Genomic DNA, 17251 nt, shown 5'->3' with positions numbered 1-17251 from the left:
GTCTGCGCCTACTCAGAAGTTCAGACTATTCCGATACATTTCACATTTTTTTTACAAGTCGAAACTACGCACTACGCCGGGGGAATTCCAGAGTAATGGCAAGATATTACTGAAATGCTGTGGATTGGCGCTGGTCCAGAACTGCGCAGCCCGCGCCGGGCCTGCGGCAAGCAGCTCGCGTTCGGCCAACAAACGCTGAAGCTGGCGTGCTACTGCAGCCCCGGTATCGATCAAGCTGATGTGCGCCGGGATCATCTGCTTGAGCAGCGGCTTGAGGAAGGGATAGTGGGTGCAGCCAAGAATGATCGTGTCGCAGCCGGCGTCGAGCAAGGGCTGCACGTAGCCGAGTAACAGCTTGCACAGCACCGGGCTGTGCAGGTCGCCGTCCTCAATCAGCTCCACCAGGCCCGGGCATGGCTGGGTGATCACTCGTACGTCGGTGGCAAAACGGTCGAGCAGCGCGGCGAATTTAGCGCTTTGCAACGTACCGGTAGTGGCGAGTACACCGACCACACCACTGCGGGTCGCGGCCGCTGCGGGCTTTACTGCGGGCTCCATGCCGACGATGGGCCACTGAGGGTAGTCACGGCGCAAATCGGCCACGCCTGCCACCGTGGCGGTATTGCAGGCCAGCACCAGCGCCTTGGCGCCCTGTTGCTGAAAAAAGCGCGCCATGACGCTGCAGCGCGCACGGATGAACTCCGGCGATTTCTCGCCATAGGGGACGTTGCCGCAATCGGCAACGTACAGCAGAGTCTCGTCGGGCAACAGGCGCTGGATCTCGGCCAGTACCGATAGCCCGCCGACACCGGAATCGAATACGCCAATCGGCGCCTCACGCACGGGCAGGACCACAGACCGCGCAGCCCGGATCGCGCTTGACCCGAAGTTCACGAAAGCGCGCGCCCAGGGCATCGATCAGCAACAGTCGCCCCACCAGCGGTTCGCCGAACCCGGCCAGCAGCTTGAGCGCTTCGAGTGCTTGCAGGCTGCCGACCAGGCCCACCAGAGGGCCGATGACCCCGGCTTCGCTGCACGTCAGTTCGGCTTCGCTGCCGTGGCCATACAAGCAGTGGTAGCAGGGACTGTCCGGACGTCTTGGGTCGAACACCGACAATTGTCCTTCGAGGCGAATGGCGGCGCCGCTCACCAGGGGTTTGCCAGCCAGTACGCAGGCGGCATTGACGGCTTCGCGGGTGGAAAAATTGTCCGAGCAGTCCAGCACCAGGTCCACCGCAGCCACTGCGGCGGCCAGGGAATCTTCGTCGAGGGCGGTGCGCAGGGCTTTGAGCTGGATTTCGGGATTGATCGCGCTCAGTCGGCGGATCGCCGAGTCGACCTTGCTCACGCCGACGCTGTCTGTGTCGTGGATAACCTGACGCTGCAGGTTGGTCAGGTCGACGCTGTCGAAGTCCGCCAAGTGCAATTCGCCCACGCCCGCCGCCGCCAGGTAAAGGGCTACCGGCGAGCCGAGACCGCCCAGGCCGATGATCAGCGCCCGGCTGGCTTTGAGCCGCAATTGGCCATCGATATCGACGTGCTGCAGCAGAATCTGCCGACTGTAGCGCAACAATTCCTGATCATTCAGCACGGCAGGCGTCCAAGGCTGATACGTTCGTGGCCGCCCAGGTCGGTGCGGCTGTGGACTTCTTCAAAGCCACGGGTCATCAGCAAATCGCGCACGGCGAGAGCCTGATCGTAACCGTGTTCGAGCATCAGCCAGCCACCGGCATCGAGGTGGTTCGGGGCCTGGTCGACGATCAGGCGCAGATCGTCGAGACCATCGATGCCGGCGACCAACGCACTGGCAGGCTCGAAGCGCACATCGCCCTCGGCCAGGTGCGGATCGGCGCTGGCGATATAAGGCGGGTTGCTAATGATCAGCTCGAAGCGCTGACCTTGCAACGCACTGAACCAATGACTGCTCAGCACGGTGGCGTTGTCCAGGTGCAGGCGCTGGCGATTGCGCTCGGCCAGCGCGACGGCTTCCTGCACGCGATCCACGGCGGTGACTTGCCACGCCGGACGCTCGCTGGCCAGGGCCAGGGCAATTGCGCCGCTGCCGGTGCCCAGGTCGAGCACCCTGGCAGGGGCGACCGGCAACAACTCCAGCGCGGCCTCTACCAGAAGCTCGGTGTCCGGGCGCGGGATCAGGGTGTGCGGTGCGACTTCCAGGTCGAGCTTCCAGAAACCCTGCTGGCCCAGAATATAGGCCACCGGCTCGCCGCCACGACGGCGCTGCAGGTACCCGGCAAATTTGAGCGCCGCTTCACTTGGTACGATGCGCTCCGGCCAGGTGTGCAAAAAGCTCCGGGACTTGCCCAGGGCCGCAGCCAGCAGCAACTCTGCGTCCAGGCGCGCGGTGGGCGAGTCCGGTAGATCGGCGGCGCGTAGCAGGCTGGCAATGATCGTCATTTACTCACCTATCGCTGCCAATTGATCAGCCTGGTACTCGGCCAGCAACGGCTCGATTACCGCATCGACGCCACCGGTGAGAATTTCATCGAGGGAATACAGCGTCAGGTTGACCCGGTGGTCGGTGACCCGGCCCTGGGCAAAATTGTAGGTGCGAATCCGTTCCGAGCGATCGCCCGAGCCCACCAGCAGCTTGCGCTCGCTGGCGATGGCATTGGCGGCGGCACTGGTCTGCTGGTCGTTCAGCTTGGCCGACAGCCAGGACATGGCGCGCGCACGGTTCTTGTGCTGGGAACGCTCTTCCTGGCACTCGACCACGATGCCCGACGGCAAGTGAGTGATGCGGATCGCCGAGTCGGTCTTGTTGACGTGCTGGCCACCGGCGCCTGAGGAGCGATAGGTATCGACCCGCAAATCCGCCGGGTTGATCTCGATCGCTTCCTGCTCGTCCGGCTCGGGCAATACCGCCACCGTGCAGGCCGAAGTGTGGATACGACCCTGGGATTCGGTGGCAGGAACCCGCTGCACCCGGTGCACGCCGGATTCGAACTTGAGCTTGCCGTAGACGTTGTCGCCCTCGACGCGGGCGATCACTTCTTTATAGCCGCCGTGTTCGCCGATGTTCTCCGAGAGGATCTCCACCCGCCAGCCACGGCGCTCGGCGTAGCGCGAATACATGCGAAACAGGTCGCCGGAAAAAATGGCCGCCTCATCACCGCCAGTGCCGGCGCGGATTTCGAGAAACACGTTGCGGCCGTCGTTCGGGTCCTTGGGCAGCAGCATACGTTGCAGGCTGGCTTCGATTTCGAGCAGTTGCTCCTTGGCTTCGCGGACTTCTTCCACGGCCATTTCGCGCATGTCCGGGTCGCTGTCCTTGAGCAGCGCCTGGGCGCCTTCCAGATCACCCTGAACCTTGAGCAACTGCTTATAGGTTTGCACGATAGGTTCGACTTCCGCGTATTCCTTGGAATAAGTACGGAATTTGGTCTGGTCGGAAATGACTTCGCCGTCGCCAAGCAAGGCGGTCAGTTCCTCGAAACGGTCCTGGAGGATGTCCAGCTTATTGAGCAGTGAAGCTTTCATTGCGGTTTCTTATCCGAAAAGCTATCCGATGAGCCCTCACCGAGGGCAAAGAGTTCCTGGGCCATGGCCAGCGCATCGAGGCGACCTTCGGCAGAGAGCTTTTTCAACTGCACGCTCGGGGCGTGCAGGAGTTTGTTGGTCAGGCCGCGTGCCAGTTGGATCAACACCTCTTCGGCGCTGCCGCCATTGGCCAGCATGCGCTGGGCCTTCTGCAATTCTTCGTCCCGCAGGCGTTCGCTTTGCTGACGATAGGCCTTGAGCACGTCCACCGCGGCCAGTTCACGCAGGCGCACCATGAAATCTTCGGCGCCGATGGAGACCATCTCTTCCGCCGCCTGCGCCGCACCTTGACGACTCTTGAGGTTTTCCGCGACCACTTCGTGCAGGTCGTCGACGCTATAGAGGTAGACGTCTTCGAGTTCGCCAACTTCCGGCTCGATATCCCGGGGAACGGCGATGTCCACCATGAAGATCGGCTTGTGCTTGCGCAGCTTCAGGGCGCTTTCCACCGCGCCCTTGCCGAGGATCGGTAACTGGCTGGCGGTGGAGCTGATGACGATGTCACTGCGCACCAGTTCGGCCGGGATATCCGACAGCAACACCGCATGCGCGCCAAACTGCTCGGCCAGGATGCTGGCGCGCTCCAGCGTGCGGTTGGCGACCACGATACGCTTGACCCCGAGTTCGTGCAGATGACGGGCGACCAGGGTAATGGTCTCGCCGGCGCCAATCAGCAAAGCCTGGCTGCGCTGCAAGTCGCTGAAAATCTGTTTCGCCAGGCTGACTGCGGCAAAGGCCACCGACACCGGGTTCTCGCCGATGGCAGTGTCGGTGCGCACCTGCTTGGCCGCATTGAACGTAGCCTGGAACAGTCGCCCGAGCAGCGGCCCGATTGTCCCGGCTTCCCGGGCTACCGCGTAGGCCGATTTCATCTGGCCGAGAATCTGCGGTTCGCCCAACACCAGCGAGTCGAGCCCGGAGGCGACTCGCATCATGTGACGAACTGCCGCATCATCTTCGTGCACATAACTGCTGGCGCGCAGCTCTTCGATGCTCAAATGGTGATAATCGGCCAGCCAGCGCAACACGATGTCAGCCGAAAGGTGATCCTGCTCTATATAGAGTTCGCTGCGATTGCAGGTGGAAAGGATCGCGGCTTCGCGGCTGTCGGTCAGTCGGCAGAGCTGCTGCAAAGCCTCTACCAGCTGCTCAGGGGAAAAGGCCACGCGCTCGCGGACGTCTACTGAAGCAGTCTTGTGGTTAATACCGAGTGCAAGGAAGGCCATTCAAGGTCGCTGATAGTGACGTGAAGCCGGCAATTGTCCTACTTCGACAGATTCAGAACAACTACTCGATATCTATCGCCCCTGTAGGAGCTGCCGAAGGCTGCGATCTTTTGAGATTTTAAAGGTGAGGTAAGGGCAAGATCAAAAGATCGCAGCCTGCGGCAGCTTCTACGATCGTCCTGACCACCTGACTCTGTAAAGTCATCCTTCGAGACTCGGTTATGTTTGGCCGAAGGCTTGTGTCATGATGATCCGACCGCAGGTTAGTCGTCCTCTTCCTATATGAATAGATCCTCCGCGTTGCTCCTTGCTTTTGTCTTCCTCAGCGGCTGCCAGGCCATGGCGCCCGTGTCTCCGGACGATCCGTCGCCGGTCGAAGACAGCACTCCGGCCCCTGAAAAGCCCAAGGTCTACAGCTCCTTCAGCGAAGAAACCGTCTTCAGCCTGTTGAGCGCGGAACTGGCTGGCCAGCGCAATCGTTTCGACATTGCCCTGGACAACTACGTGACCCAGGCCATCAACACCCAGGATCCGGGGATCTCCGAGCGGGCGTTCCGGATTGCCGAGTACCTGGGCGCCGACCAGGCCGCCCTGGACACCGCGCTCATCTGGGCAAAAAACGCCCCGGACGACCTCGAGGCGCAACGGGCTGCTGCCGTGCAACTGGCTCGTGCCGGGCGCTATGACGACTCCATGGTGTACATGGAGAAGGTCCTGCAAGGCAAAGGCGACACCCACTTCGACTTCCTCGCCCTGTCCGCTGCCGACACCGACCAGGACACGCGCAACGGTTTGATGCAAAGTTTTGACCGCTTGCTGCAACGCCATCCCGACAACGGCCAGCTGATTTTCGGCAAGGCCCTGTTGCTGCAACAGGACGGCGATGCCAAGGGCGCCTTGTCCCTGCTCGAAGACCATCCGCCGGAAGATGGCGAAATCGCCCCGATCCTGCTGCGGGCGCGCCTGTTGCAGTCCCTCGATCGTGGTGACGAGGCCCTGCCGCTGCTGCGCAAAAGCATCAAGCAATACCCCGACGACAAACGCCTGCGCCTGACCTACGCACGCATGCTGGTGGAACAGGACCGCATGGACGACGCAAAGGTCGAGTTCTCCAGCCTGGTCCAGCAATACCCTGAAGACGACGAACTGCGCTATTCGCTGGCACTGGTTTGCCTGGAAGCCAAGGCCTGGGAAGAGGCCAAGGGCTACCTCGAGGACCTCATTGCCCGGGACAGCCATGTCGACTCGGCGCACCTGAACCTAGGACGTATCGCTGAAGAGCGCAACGATCCACAGGGCGCCCTGGCCGAATACGCACAGGTGGGGCCGGGCAATGATTACCTGCCGGCACAATTGCGCCAGGCGGATATCCTGATGAACAACGGCAAGACTGCCGAAGCCCAGAGCCGCCTGGCCGCTCAGCGAGACGAACAGCCCGATTACGCCATCCAGCTGTACCTGATCGAAGCCGAAACCCTATCCGCCAACAAGCAACAGGACAAGGCCTGGGCTGTTCTCGAAAAATCGTTGCAGCAATACCCCGACGACCTGAACCTGCTGTACACCCGCGCCATGCAGGCGGAAAAACGCAACGACCTGGCGCAAATGGAAAAAGACCTGCGCCTGATCATCAAGCGCGACCCGGACAATGCGATGGCGTTGAACGCCCTCGGCTACACCCTGTCTGACCGTACAACGCGATACGCCGAAGCCAAGGCCCTGATCGAACAGGCGCACCAGATCAACCCGGAGGACCCGGCGGTTCTCGACAGCCTCGGCTGGGTCAACTACCGGCTGGGCAATCTGGACGAGGCCGAGCGCTATTTGCGCAAGGCCCTGGAGCGCTTTCCCGACCAGGAAGTCGCCGCTCATCTGGGCGAAGTCCTGTGGGCGAACGGCAAACAGCGTGAAGCGAAGCAAATCTGGGGCAAATTCCTCAAGGATCAGCCCGACAGCCCACTACTGCGCGGCACCATCAAGCGCCTGACCGGATCAGAGACTCTTTAAGATTATGTTTTTGCGCCATTTCATCGTTTTCAGCTTCATCGCCCTGCTCGCCGGTTGCGCGGGCTTCGGCGCTCGCGAATCCGTCGAAGGTCACGGTAATTCCGCCCAATGGCGTGAGCACAAACAGCAGCTCACTGGACTGGATGGCTGGCAGATCAACGGCAAGATCGGCATTCGCGCACCCAAGGATTCGGGCAGCGGCACCCTGTTCTGGCTGCAACGCCAGGATTACTACGACATCCGTCTGTCTGGCCCCCTGGGTCGGGGCGCTGCACGCCTGACCGGTCGCCCCGGCAAGGTGTCGCTGGAAGTCGCCAACCAGGGTCGTTATGACGCGCCGAACCCGGAAATCCTTCTCGAAGAACAGCTGGGCTGGAAATTGCCGGTGTCCAACCTGGCCTGGTGGGTGCGCGGACTCCCGGCTCCCGACAGCAAAAGCCGCCTGACCCTGGACGCCGATAGCCGCCTGGCCAATCTCGACCAGGATGGCTGGCAGGTTGAATATCTGAGTTATGCCGAGCAGAACGGTTTCTGGCTGCCCGAGCGCATCAAGCTGCACGGTACCGACCTTGACGTCACGCTGGTGATCAAGGAATGGCAACCACGCAAACTGGGGCAGTGAACATGACTGCTGCGCGCCTGACGCTGCCCTCACCGGCCAAGCTCAACCTGATGCTGCACATCCTTGGTCGCCGCAAAGACGGTTATCACGAGCTGCAGACGATTTTTCAGTTCCTGGATTACGGTGACGAGATCACCTTCGCCGTTCGCGATGACGGCGTGATCCGTTTGCACACCGAATTCGACGGCGTCCCTCACGACAGCAATCTGATCGTTCGCGCTGCAAGACAACTGCAGGAGCAATCCGGCTGCCCGCTCGGGATCGACATCTGGATCGATAAAGTCCTGCCCATGGGCGGCGGCATCGGTGGCGGCAGCTCCAATGCCGCCACCACCCTGCTCGGCCTGAACCATCTCTGGCAACTGGGCTGGGACGCAGATCGCCTGGCCGCACTCGGCCTGACACTGGGCGCAGACGTCCCGGTTTTCGTGCGTGGCCATGCCGCTTTTGCCGAGGGCGTGGGGGAGAAACTCACCCCTGTAGACCCCGAAGAACCGTGGTATCTCGTACTGGTACCGCAAGTATCTGTAAGTACAGCAGAAATTTTTTCTGATCCGCTGTTGACACGTAACACTCCTCCCATTAAAGTGCGCCCCGTTCCCAAGGGAAACAGTCGAAATGACTGCTTGCCGGTAGTAGCAAGGCGTTATCCAGATGTACGTAACGCATTGAATTTGTTAGGTAAATTTACCGAAGCAAAACTCACCGGAACTGGAAGTTGTGTGTTTGGGGGCTTCCCAAGCAAAGCTGAAGCTGATAAAGTCTCGGCCCTTCTTACAGAGACCCTTACAGGGTTTGTAGCAAAAGGAAGCAACGTTTCGATGTTGCATCGCAAGCTGCAGAGTCTGCTCTAAAGGAACCGAGTACTGGGTACTCGTTGCAACAGATACAGGGGCGTCGCCAAGCGGTAAGGCAGCAGGTTTTGATCCTGCCATGCGTTGGTTCGAATCCAGCCGCCCCTGCCATTTTCTATACTCATCCAGGTTACCCTCAGCCTCTAGGTACTGCGCGTGTCCAAGATGATGGTCTTTACGGGGAATGCCAACCCCGATCTGGCTCGGCGTGTCGTACGTCAGCTGCATATCCCTCTCGGTGACATCTCTGTCGGTAAGTTCTCCGACGGCGAAATTACTGCCGAGATCAATGAAAACGTCCGCGGTAAAGATGTCTTCATTATTCAGCCGACTTGCGCTCCGACCAACGATAACCTGATGGAACTGGTAGTGATGGCTGACGCCTTCCGCCGCTCCTCGGCTACTCGTATCACTGCTGTAATTCCTTACTTTGGTTATGCCCGTCAGGATCGCCGTCCGCGTTCCGCACGTGTGGCTATCAGCGCGAAAGTCGTGGCTGACATGCTTACCGTAGTCGGCATCGACCGTGTTCTCACGGTTGATTTGCATGCTGACCAAATCCAGGGTTTCTTCGATATTCCGGTAGATAACATCTACGGCTCCCCGGTTCTGGTGGATGACATTGAAGATCAGCGCTTCGAAAACCTGATGATCGTATCTCCGGACATTGGTGGCGTCGTGCGTGCACGTGCCGTTGCCAAATCTCTGGGTGTGGATCTCGGGATCATCGACAAACGCCGTGAGAAAGCCAATCACTCTGAAGTGATGCATATCATCGGTGATGTCGAAGGGCGTACCTGTATTCTGGTCGATGACATGGTCGATACCGCCGGCACCCTGTGCCACGCGGCCAAGGCCCTGAAAGAGCATGGCGCTGCCAAGGTTTTCGCCTACTGCACACACCCTGTGCTGTCCGGTCGGGCGATCGAAAACATTGAGAATTCCATGCTGGACGAACTGGTGGTGACCAACACCATCCCGTTGTCCGCTGCTGCTCAAGCCTGCTCGCGTATCCGTCAACTGGATATCGCGCCGGTGGTTGCTGAAGCGGTCCGCCGCATCAGCAATGAAGAATCGATCAGCGCGATGTTCCGTTAAGGGCCCTGCCCTTCTGGAACATCTCGTTGACGAAAAGCGCCCCGCCCCGGCATTCCTGTCGGGGCGGGGCTTTTTTGCCCATATCGCCTTTAGCGCTGGTCGCAAACGCTAGGGCGAATGTGGTTATTTTGGAGATACAACATGAACGAATTTACCCTGAATGCTGAAGTGCGTTCCGACCTGGGGAAAGGTGCGAGCCGCCGCCTGCGTCGTCTCGCAAGCCTGGTACCTGCTGTAGTTTACGGTGGCGAAAAAGCCCCTGAATCCATCAGCATGCTGGCTAAAGAAGTTGCCAAACTGCTCGAAAACGATGCGGCTTACAGCCACATCATCGAACTGAACGTTGGCGGCACCAAGCAAAACGTGATCATCAAGGCTCTGCAGCGTCACCCGGCCAAAGGCCACGTGATGCACGCTGACTTCGTACGCGTTGTAGCTGGCCAGAAACTGACCGCTGTCGTGCCTGTACACTTCGTTGGCGAAGAAGCTCCGATCAAGAAAGGCGGCGAAGTTTCGCACGTTACTTCCGAAATCGAAGTGACCTGCCTGCCGAAGGACCTGCCTGAGTTCATCGAAGTCGACCTGTCGAACGCTGAAATCGGCGACATCATTCACATGTCCGACCTCAAAGCCCCTAAAGGCGTTGAGTTTGTTGCTCTGGCACACGGTGACGACAAGGCTGTTGCCAACGTTCACGCTCCACGTGTTGCTCCAGAAGAAGACGCTGCTGAAGAAGGCGCTGCAGAGTAATTTCACTCTGTTCGCCGGAGTGACCGGTAACATCGCGGACTAGTACGTAGCGAGAAAGCGGGCGAGAACGCGGAGTTTACATAATGGTAAATGAGCACTTGTCGTCCACTTTCGCCGCACTCGGCGATGTTAACCACCACTCCAAGGAAGGGCCCCTATCGTGACTGCCATAAAACTGATCGTTGGCCTGGGAAATCCAGGCGCTGAATACGAACAGACCCGGCATAACGCAGGGGCCCTTTTTGTTGAGCGCATCGCGAACGCACAAGGCGTGAACCTTGTGGCGGACCGCAAATATTTCGGCCTGACCGGGCGCTATTCGCATCAGGGTCAGGATGTTCGTCTGCTGATCCCCACCACCTACATGAACCGCAGCGGCCAGGCCGTGGCGGCACTCGCAGGATTCTTCCGCATCAAGCCCGAAGAAATCCTGGTGGCGCATGACGAACTCGACCTGCCTCCGGGCGTTGCCAAGCTCAAGCAGGGCGGCGGCCATGGCGGTCACAACGGGTTGCGCGACATCATTGCGCAACTGGGCAATCAGAATACCTTCTACCGCTTGCGGCTTGGCATTGGCCACCCGGGCGTAGCCAGTATGGTTTCAAACTTCGTCCTGGGTCGTGCGCCACGCGCCGAACAGGAAAAACTCGATGCCAGCATCGACTTTGCCCTCGGCGTGCTGCCGGATATCCTCGCCGGTGAATGGAACCGCGCGATGAAAAACCTGCACAGCCAGAAGGCCTGACTTTTACCCGAGGGGAAACACCATGGGATTCAATTGCGGCATCGTCGGCCTGCCTAACGTCGGCAAGTCCACCCTGTTCAACGCCCTGACCAAATCCGGGATCGCGGCCGAGAACTTCCCCTTCTGCACCATCGAACCGAACACCGGGATCGTGCCGATGCCGGATGCGCGCCTGGAAGCTTTGGCTGCCATCGTTAATCCGAAGCGTATCCTGCCGACCACCATGGAGTTCGTCGACATCGCAGGCCTGGTGGCCGGCGCGTCGAAAGGTGAAGGCCTGGGCAACAAGTTCCTGGCCAACATCCGTGAAACCGATGCGATCGCCCACGTGGTCCGCTGCTTCGAAGACGAGAACGTGATTCACGTTTCCAACAGCGTCGACCCGAAACGCGACATCGAGATCATCGACCTGGAACTGATCTTCGCCGACCTCGACAGCTGCGAGAAGCAACTGCAGAAAGTCGCGCGCAACGCCAAGGGCGGCGACAAGGACGCCGTGGTTCAAAAGGCATTGCTTGAGCAACTGATCGCTCACTTCACCCTGGGCAAGCCTGCACGGACCCTGATGAAGAGCATGGGTGCCGACGACAAGGCGGTGATTCGTGGCTTCCACCTGCTGACCACCAAGCCGGTCATGTACATCGCCAACGTCGCTGAAGACGGTTTCGAGAACAACCCGCTGCTGGACATCGTCAAGGCCATCGCCGAAGAAGAAGGCGCCATGGTGGTTCCGGTCTGCAACAAGATCGAAGCCGAAATCGCCGAGCTTGAAGACGGCGAAGAGAAGGACATGTTCCTTGAGGCCCTGGGCCTGGAAGAGCCTGGCCTGAACCGCGTGATTCGCGCCGGCTACGAAATGCTGCACCTGCAGACCTACTTCACCGCCGGCGTTGAAGAAGTCCGCGCCTGGACCGTACGCGTCGGTGCGACCGCACCACAAGCCGCTGGCGTGATCCACACCGACTTCGAAAAAGGCTTCATCCGCGCCGAAGTCATCGCCTATGACGACTTCATCCAGTACAAGGGCGAAGCCGGTGCCAAGGAAGCCGGCAAATGGCGCCTGGAAGGCAAGGACTACATTGTTAAAGACGGCGACGTGATGCACTTCCGTTTCAACGTGTAAGACTCCCCGCTCAAGAAGAAGCCGCGTTCAATACGCGGCTTTTTTGTACCTGTCAGATTATTCGAAGATCGCAGCCTCCGGCAGCTCCTAGAGGGTGTACACCTCACATCAGTAGGAGCTGCCGAAGGCTGCGATCTTTTGATCTTCAGGCCTTTCTGGTTCTCGGCAGGAAGATCGCCAACACCCCCAGCAATGGCAGGAACGAGCACAGGAAATACACGAACTCAATCCCGCGGGCATCCGCCAGATAGCCCAGCAGCGCCGCGCCAATCCCGCCAAAACCAAACATCAAGCCAAAGAATATCCCGGCGATCATCCCGACATTGCCCGGGACCAGCTCCTGGGCGTACACCACGATGGCCGAGAATGCCGACGCCAGGATGAAACCGATCACCACGCTCAAGACGCTGGTCCAGAACAGGTCAACGTGAGGCAAAAGCAGGGTGAAAGGCGCAACACCAAGGATCGAAAACCAGATGACGGCCTTGCGCCCAATCTTGTCGCCGATCGGGCCACCGAAGAACGTACCGGCTGCCACCGCCCCCAGGAACAGAAACAGATGCAGTTGCGAACTGGCCACCGAGAGGTCGAATTTCTCGATCAGGTAGAAGGTGTAGTAACTGGTGAGGCTGGACATGTAGAAGTACTTGGAGAACACCAGCAGCCCCAGCACAACCAGTGCGCCGGTCACCCTCCCCTTCGACAGACCGTGGGTTGCCGCCTGCCCTTGTTTGAGCTTGAACAGGTTCAGGTGATTGGCGTACCAGCGGCTGATGCGGTGCAGCACAAACAGCGCAAACACCGCGAACAGGCCGAACCATGCCACATGCCCCTGGCCGAACGGAATGATAATGGCTGCCGCCAGCAATGGGCCGAACGCCGAGCCCGCATTGCCGCCAACCTGGAAAGTAGACTGCGCCAACCCGAACCGCCCGCCCGAGGCCAGTCGCGCTACCCGGGAAGCCTCCGGGTGAAAGGTCGAAGAGCCGATACCGATCAGCGCCGCCGCCAGCAGGATCATTGGAAAGCTGCCGACCACCGACATCATCAGTATGCCGATCAAGGTGCATACGCTCCCGGCCGGTAGCAGCCACGGCTTGGGATGACGATCTGTGTGATAGCCGACCCATGGCTGCAACAGCGAAGCGGTCAGTTGAAAAGTCAGGGTAATCAGGCCGACCTGGGTAAACGTCAGGCCGTAATTGGCCTTGAGCATCGGATAGATCGACGGCAAGACCGACTGGATCAGGTCGTTGATCAAATGGGCCAGCGCCACGGCGCCGATGATGCGCATGACCAAAGGGCTGCTTTGTGAAGTCGCTGATGCCGGCGCGGCGCCGGTCTGGGCATTGCTGATAGCCATGAGAATTTCCGCACAACGGGTGGGTGCAAATGGGCAGGAGCGTCAATGTGCCATTTTTCAGTGCATCAGCGCCATCCCCTTAGCCTGCTAACGACATTTACGAATGCTTTCCATGCGGGTAATAGCGCATCGCCATGGTCTGAATCTTGCGTTACCACTTCCTTTAAACGCGGCCCCTTACAAAGGGGACCGAGAATGGGAAGTTTCGCTACGCAGTCGGCCTACAGAGCGGACGAGGGTGAACTTTCGAGGCCTTTAAACGGGCACCAGTCGCGGCCAACACGGCCTCGGCGCACGCCAATGGTGCGTGGTGCCCAGGGGAGTCACGGGGCATGCAGGCTTTTTTATCACCGGGCATTGGCTTGCTGGGGCGCTTTGGCTTCGCACGCAAGTTTCAACTGTTGTTTTTGCTGTTCATTCTGCCGCTGGCGGGCAGCCTGTGGATGATCGGGCAGGATTACCGCAGCAAACTGAATCTGATCTCCGAAGAGCGTGCCGGGGTTCGGCAACTGCTGTCACTGGATGCGCTCGACAATCTGCTCGCAGCCCAACGGGATCGCGCCGCGCGCTGGCGAGCCACGGAAACCAATCGTCAACCCACGCCCGCCACGCTCGCCGCCATGGCTGCGTTTGACGAGGCCCAGCCAGCCATCGCCCAAGCGGCTGTGGAGCTGGGTAATACCCTCGCTGCCGAAGGTGCCCGGGATGAAACACTGGCGCGCTACCAGGCCCTGCAGGCCGCCCTTGAAGGCCTGGATTCAAAAAGCCTCGGCAGCATCGGTTGGTGGCCCGACGGTTACGATCGCTTCACCGGTGCCTTGAGCGCCCTGCAAGCCCTGCGCGAGCAAATTGCCATGGACAACCGGCTGACCCTCGCGCCATGGCTGGAAACCTATTTGCTGACGCAGATCTCCACTCAGCACGTGCCGGACCTGATCGAACGGGTCGGACGCCTGGCGAGCATCGGTCAGGCCTCAGTGGTGTCTGGGCAATTCACCTTGCAAAGCCGCTTGCAGCTACGAGACCTGCGCAGTCGTATCGGCGACGCCCGGGAGCAGCTTGTGAAAACCGCAGGCTTGCTGGAATCGCGCCTGCCCAGCGACTTGCAAACCTGGTCAGGGCGCTACCAGGACAGCCTCAAGCACCTGGATGCCGAGCTGAAAGTTCTCGATGACGGCGTATTCGGCGGTAGCATCAAGCTCAAGCACGAAGACTTTGAGCGTGGTCTGGACGCCTTGCTGGTCGACCTCGCCTCCCTGCGCCAACAGTCCCTGGGCTCGCTGGATCAGCGCCTGGATAACTACCATGGCTCGGCGATGCGCCAGGTCATCGGTGTGGCGACGATTTTCGGCTGCCTGCTGCTGGCGGCGCTGTATCTGTTCACCTGCCTGCAAACGTCCATCCGGCGCAGCGCCAGCGGTATTACAGTGCTGGCCGAAGCGCTGCGCGATGGCAACCTCAGCCTGCAGGTGCCGGTACAGGGTCGCGACGAGCTGGCGGCTATCAGCACCGCGCTAAACGTCGCGGTGGTGCAGTTGCGCAACAGCATGCTGGGGGTGGATCACGAGACCCTGCAATTGAGCAACGCCGTGCGCGCGCTCAACCAGCATTCCAGCGGCGCATTGGGCGAAGTCGAGGCACAACAACTGCAGATCAGCCAGATCGCCGCGGCGGCCACCCAACTGGCCGCCACGTCCCAAGGCGTGGCCCAGAGCTGCGAACAGGCCTCGGGCAGCGCCCAGCACACGCGGCGCATTGCTGCCGACAGCAGTCGCGACAGCCAGCGCACCACGGCAAGTATCCAGCAGCTTAACCAGCGTTTGAACGAGACCGCGGCGGCACTCGGCCGGGTGAGCGAACAGGGGCAGCAGATTCAGCTGGTAGTGGACACCATTCGCGGAGTGGCCGAGCAGACCAACCTCCTGGCCCTTAACGCCGCCATCGAGGCCGCCCGCGCGGGCGATCAGGGCCGCGGCTTCGCCGTGGTGGCTGACGAAGTGCGCAGCTTGTCGAAACGCACGCAGTCCTCTACCGCGCAGATAGCCCAGACCGTTGATAGCCTGCGGCAAACGGTGGATGAAGCGGTGAGCCTGATGGAAGCGGCCTGCAGCCAGGCACAGAACGATGCGCAGTCGGTCACCGGGCTAGGCGAACGACTCGGGGAAATTGCCAGCGCAGTGCAAGGCGTCACCGACACCCTGGCGCACATTGCGACAGCGGTAGAGGAACAGGCCAGCACCGCCGATGAGGTCAGCGGCAACATCCAGCAGGTTGATCAGGCGGCAGTGCGGCTGCTGGAAGGGGCCCGCGCCGTAAACCTTGCGGCGGACACCTTGAGCCAAGGCAGCAAGGCATTGAGCGCCAATACCGGGAGGTTTCAGCTCGGCTGACAGCCTCCACCGCCGCGTTTTATAGCACCATGTGGATAAGCGGTTGAAAGCGTAGAGAAATATTTTAAATTTACGCTTGACGCATCCCCGTTACCGGTGAATAATGCGCGCCACTTGGCTACATAGCTCAGTTGGTTAGAGCATAGCATTCATAATGCTGGGGTCCGGGGTTCAAGTCCCTGTGTAGCCACCAAGTACTAAAAACGGCTTACCGAAAGGTAGGCCGTTTTTTTATGCCTCGAGAAAAGTACGCAGGCTTCTCTGCTGACACAAATCCTGCAGGAGCGCGGCTTGTCGGCAAGGAGATACTCTAGTCCTGGATCGATTTTGCGGCCGCTATCGCCAGCAGGATCACCACCGCATCGACGCCAACGCAGACACCCCCCGCTCCCAGATCTGCCACGTCCGCAGCCAGACCATCGCCTGCCAGTCGCCGTCCGCGGGATAGAATTGTTCCAGCAGGTTCTGCTTGATTCCACGCCCTACCGCATCACTTGGATTGCCGTGCAGATGAAGCCAATGGTCGTCGCGCAAATGACGATGTACTTCGGGCCCCGGATAAGTCCCACACTCGATCACAAAAGGCATCAATCGCACTTGCGGCAGCGCGTCGATCAGCGCCTGTGAGGTGTAGCCGGTGGCCGTCGCGGCGACGCCGGTTTCGCTCAAGGTGTCGGCGCCGGTCAGCAGCGTGTAGAGCCACGGCCCGTAGATTGCCTGCGCATCCGCCAACGCTGGATAAGCGGACTCGGTGATGGTCAGCAACATTGGATGGCCGTACTCCCCCGCGCCGGTGTGCAAGTCGAAGCACATGGCGACATCAGCGTGGGCGACGTGCTCCTGGAGGATCTGCTGCAGCGTACGATTCGACCAGCTCGGTGCCCGTCCGCCAAAAAACAGGCCGTCAGGATGACTGTGTTGGCCGCCCTCGACAATCGACATCACCGCCGGCCAGCCGTGCTTGTGGATCTGCTCGTCAAGCAGCGCATCGGCGCGATCACGCTCGGGGCCCGCCAGCTGGGTACAGGCATAGATTTCATGCAGCGCTGCATAGGCCTGGTTGTCCGGGAGCGAATCGTCAAAATCCAGGTGATTGCGGTTAAGGTCGATGTTGTCTTCGTTGACCCGGCGCAGCCACGCTGTGCCCCAGGGATTGATCAGATGGACAAACACCACCGCGACATCGGTGGGCAACACGCGCTTGCCCAACTCCTGCACCCACTTGATCTGGCAGCCCGAGCCATAGAAGCCTTCAACCCCGTGAGTGCCACTTAGCGCGATCAGCAAGCGCTTGGCGCCCGGATCACCGAGCACCGCCACATCGGTACTCAGCCGTTCACCGAACGGGCCGTTGAGGGGATGCGGATATTCGGTCACAGTCGCGCCGGCGGCATTCGCTGCGGCCAGAAACTGTTGACGCTGCGCGCCATAGCTTGGCTGTGTGGGGAAGTCGGTGTGCATGTCTGCCTCTTGTTGATCTTCTGACGTGTCTGCTGCCCTTGACCCTACAGAAAA

General features: G+C 60.2%; 15 protein-coding genes and 2 tRNA genes. 10 read left to right on the top strand and 7 right to left on the bottom strand.

Annotated elements, in window-relative coordinates; translation table 11 throughout:
• Nucleotides 1–51: 51 nt before the first annotated feature.
• From murI to hemA, 5 genes are read right to left on the bottom strand one after another with little or no spacing between them, the layout of a single operon-like run.
• Complete coding sequence (murI, locus tag AAEZ05_RS18950; RefSeq protein ID WP_045059308.1) at nt 52–843, bottom strand: glutamate racemase; 792 nt, start codon at nt 841–843, stop codon at nt 52–54.
• On the bottom strand, nt 836–1591 hold the full coding sequence (locus AAEZ05_RS18945; protein WP_045059225.1) for a molybdopterin-synthase adenylyltransferase MoeB: 756 nt from the start codon (nt 1589–1591) through the stop codon (nt 836–838). Before AAEZ05_RS18945 ends, murI begins: the two co-directional genes overlap by 8 nt.
• Nucleotides 1585–2415: a peptide chain release factor N(5)-glutamine methyltransferase gene (gene prmC, locus AAEZ05_RS18940; protein ID WP_045059224.1), complete on the bottom strand. Its 831-nt coding sequence runs from the start codon at nt 2413–2415 to the stop codon at nt 1585–1587. The genes AAEZ05_RS18945 and prmC overlap by 7 nt, the downstream gene beginning before the upstream one ends.
• Nucleotides 2416–3498, bottom strand: coding sequence for a peptide chain release factor 1 (gene prfA / locus AAEZ05_RS18935; RefSeq protein ID WP_045059223.1), 1083 nt, complete (start codon nt 3496–3498; stop codon nt 2416–2418).
• Nucleotides 3495–4784 (bottom strand): glutamyl-tRNA reductase, encoded by a 1290-nt coding sequence (hemA, locus tag AAEZ05_RS18930; RefSeq protein WP_045059222.1) that lies wholly within the window; start codon nt 4782–4784, stop codon nt 3495–3497. Before hemA ends, prfA begins: the two co-directional genes overlap by 4 nt.
• 282 nt (nt 4785–5066) lie before the next feature.
• On the opposite strand from hemA, the gene AAEZ05_RS18925 reads away from it, so the two are divergent.
• From AAEZ05_RS18925 to ychF, 8 genes are all read left to right on the top strand, one after another.
• Entirely contained in the window at nt 5067–6791 is a 1725-nt protein-coding gene (locus AAEZ05_RS18925; RefSeq protein ID WP_350648453.1) for a tetratricopeptide repeat protein, read from the top strand.
• Nucleotides 6792–6795: 4 nt separating this feature from the next.
• Complete coding sequence (lolB, locus tag AAEZ05_RS18920) at nt 6796–7413, top strand: lipoprotein insertase outer membrane protein LolB (RefSeq protein ID WP_045059220.1); 618 nt, start codon at nt 6796–6798, stop codon at nt 7411–7413.
• A gap of 2 nt (nt 7414–7415) precedes the next feature.
• On the top strand, nt 7416–8267 hold the full coding sequence (ispE, locus tag AAEZ05_RS18915; RefSeq protein ID WP_045059219.1) for a 4-(cytidine 5'-diphospho)-2-C-methyl-D-erythritol kinase: 852 nt from the start codon (nt 7416–7418) through the stop codon (nt 8265–8267).
• A 36-nt stretch (nt 8268–8303) separates the two neighbouring features.
• Nucleotides 8304–8378, top strand: a tRNA-Gln gene (locus tag AAEZ05_RS18910).
• Between the two features lie 45 nt (nt 8379–8423).
• Nucleotides 8424–9365 (top strand): ribose-phosphate pyrophosphokinase, encoded by a 942-nt coding sequence (locus AAEZ05_RS18905; protein ID WP_003208392.1) that lies wholly within the window; start codon nt 8424–8426, stop codon nt 9363–9365.
• Between the two features lie 141 nt (nt 9366–9506).
• Entirely contained in the window at nt 9507–10115 is a 609-nt protein-coding gene (locus AAEZ05_RS18900) for a 50S ribosomal protein L25/general stress protein Ctc (RefSeq protein ID WP_045059218.1), read from the top strand.
• Nucleotides 10116–10275: 160 nt separating this feature from the next.
• Nucleotides 10276–10860: an aminoacyl-tRNA hydrolase gene (gene pth, locus AAEZ05_RS18895; RefSeq protein ID WP_008037207.1), complete on the top strand. Its 585-nt coding sequence runs from the start codon at nt 10276–10278 to the stop codon at nt 10858–10860.
• A gap of 22 nt (nt 10861–10882) precedes the next feature.
• Nucleotides 10883–11983 (top strand): redox-regulated ATPase YchF, encoded by a 1101-nt coding sequence (gene ychF / locus AAEZ05_RS18890; protein ID WP_045059217.1) that lies wholly within the window; start codon nt 10883–10885, stop codon nt 11981–11983.
• Nucleotides 11984–12128: 145 nt separating this feature from the next.
• Here the strand turns inward: ychF and AAEZ05_RS18885 are convergent, their stop codons facing one another.
• Nucleotides 12129–13346 carry an MFS transporter gene (locus AAEZ05_RS18885; RefSeq protein ID WP_045059216.1) on the bottom strand — a complete coding sequence of 406 codons (1218 nt, stop codon included), beginning with the start codon at nt 13344–13346 and terminating at the stop codon, nt 12129–12131.
• A 332-nt stretch (nt 13347–13678) separates the two neighbouring features.
• Between AAEZ05_RS18885 and AAEZ05_RS18880 the strand changes: the two genes are divergently transcribed.
• Together AAEZ05_RS18880 and AAEZ05_RS18875 are read left to right on the top strand one after the other, a co-directional pair.
• Nucleotides 13679–15736: a methyl-accepting chemotaxis protein gene (locus tag AAEZ05_RS18880; RefSeq protein WP_350648450.1), complete on the top strand. Its 2058-nt coding sequence runs from the start codon at nt 13679–13681 to the stop codon at nt 15734–15736.
• Between the two features lie 116 nt (nt 15737–15852).
• Nucleotides 15853–15929 (top strand) — tRNA-Met (locus tag AAEZ05_RS18875).
• Nucleotides 15930–16087: 158 nt separating this feature from the next.
• Here the strand turns inward: AAEZ05_RS18875 and AAEZ05_RS18870 are convergent.
• A complete protein-coding gene (locus AAEZ05_RS18870) occupies nt 16088–17197 on the bottom strand; it encodes a DUF2817 domain-containing protein (RefSeq protein WP_045059214.1) in 1110 nt (369 codons plus the stop codon).
• Nucleotides 17198–17251 lie beyond the last annotated feature (54 nt).

Origin of the sequence: Pseudomonas sp. HY13-MNA-CIBAN-0226, assembly GCF_040310305.1 — a bacterium.
Lineage (GTDB): Bacteria > Pseudomonadota > Gammaproteobacteria > Pseudomonadales > Pseudomonadaceae > Aquipseudomonas > Aquipseudomonas gregormendelii.
Note: the sequence above shows the minus strand (reverse complement) of the source record. Positions and strands in the feature narration are given on the sequence as shown.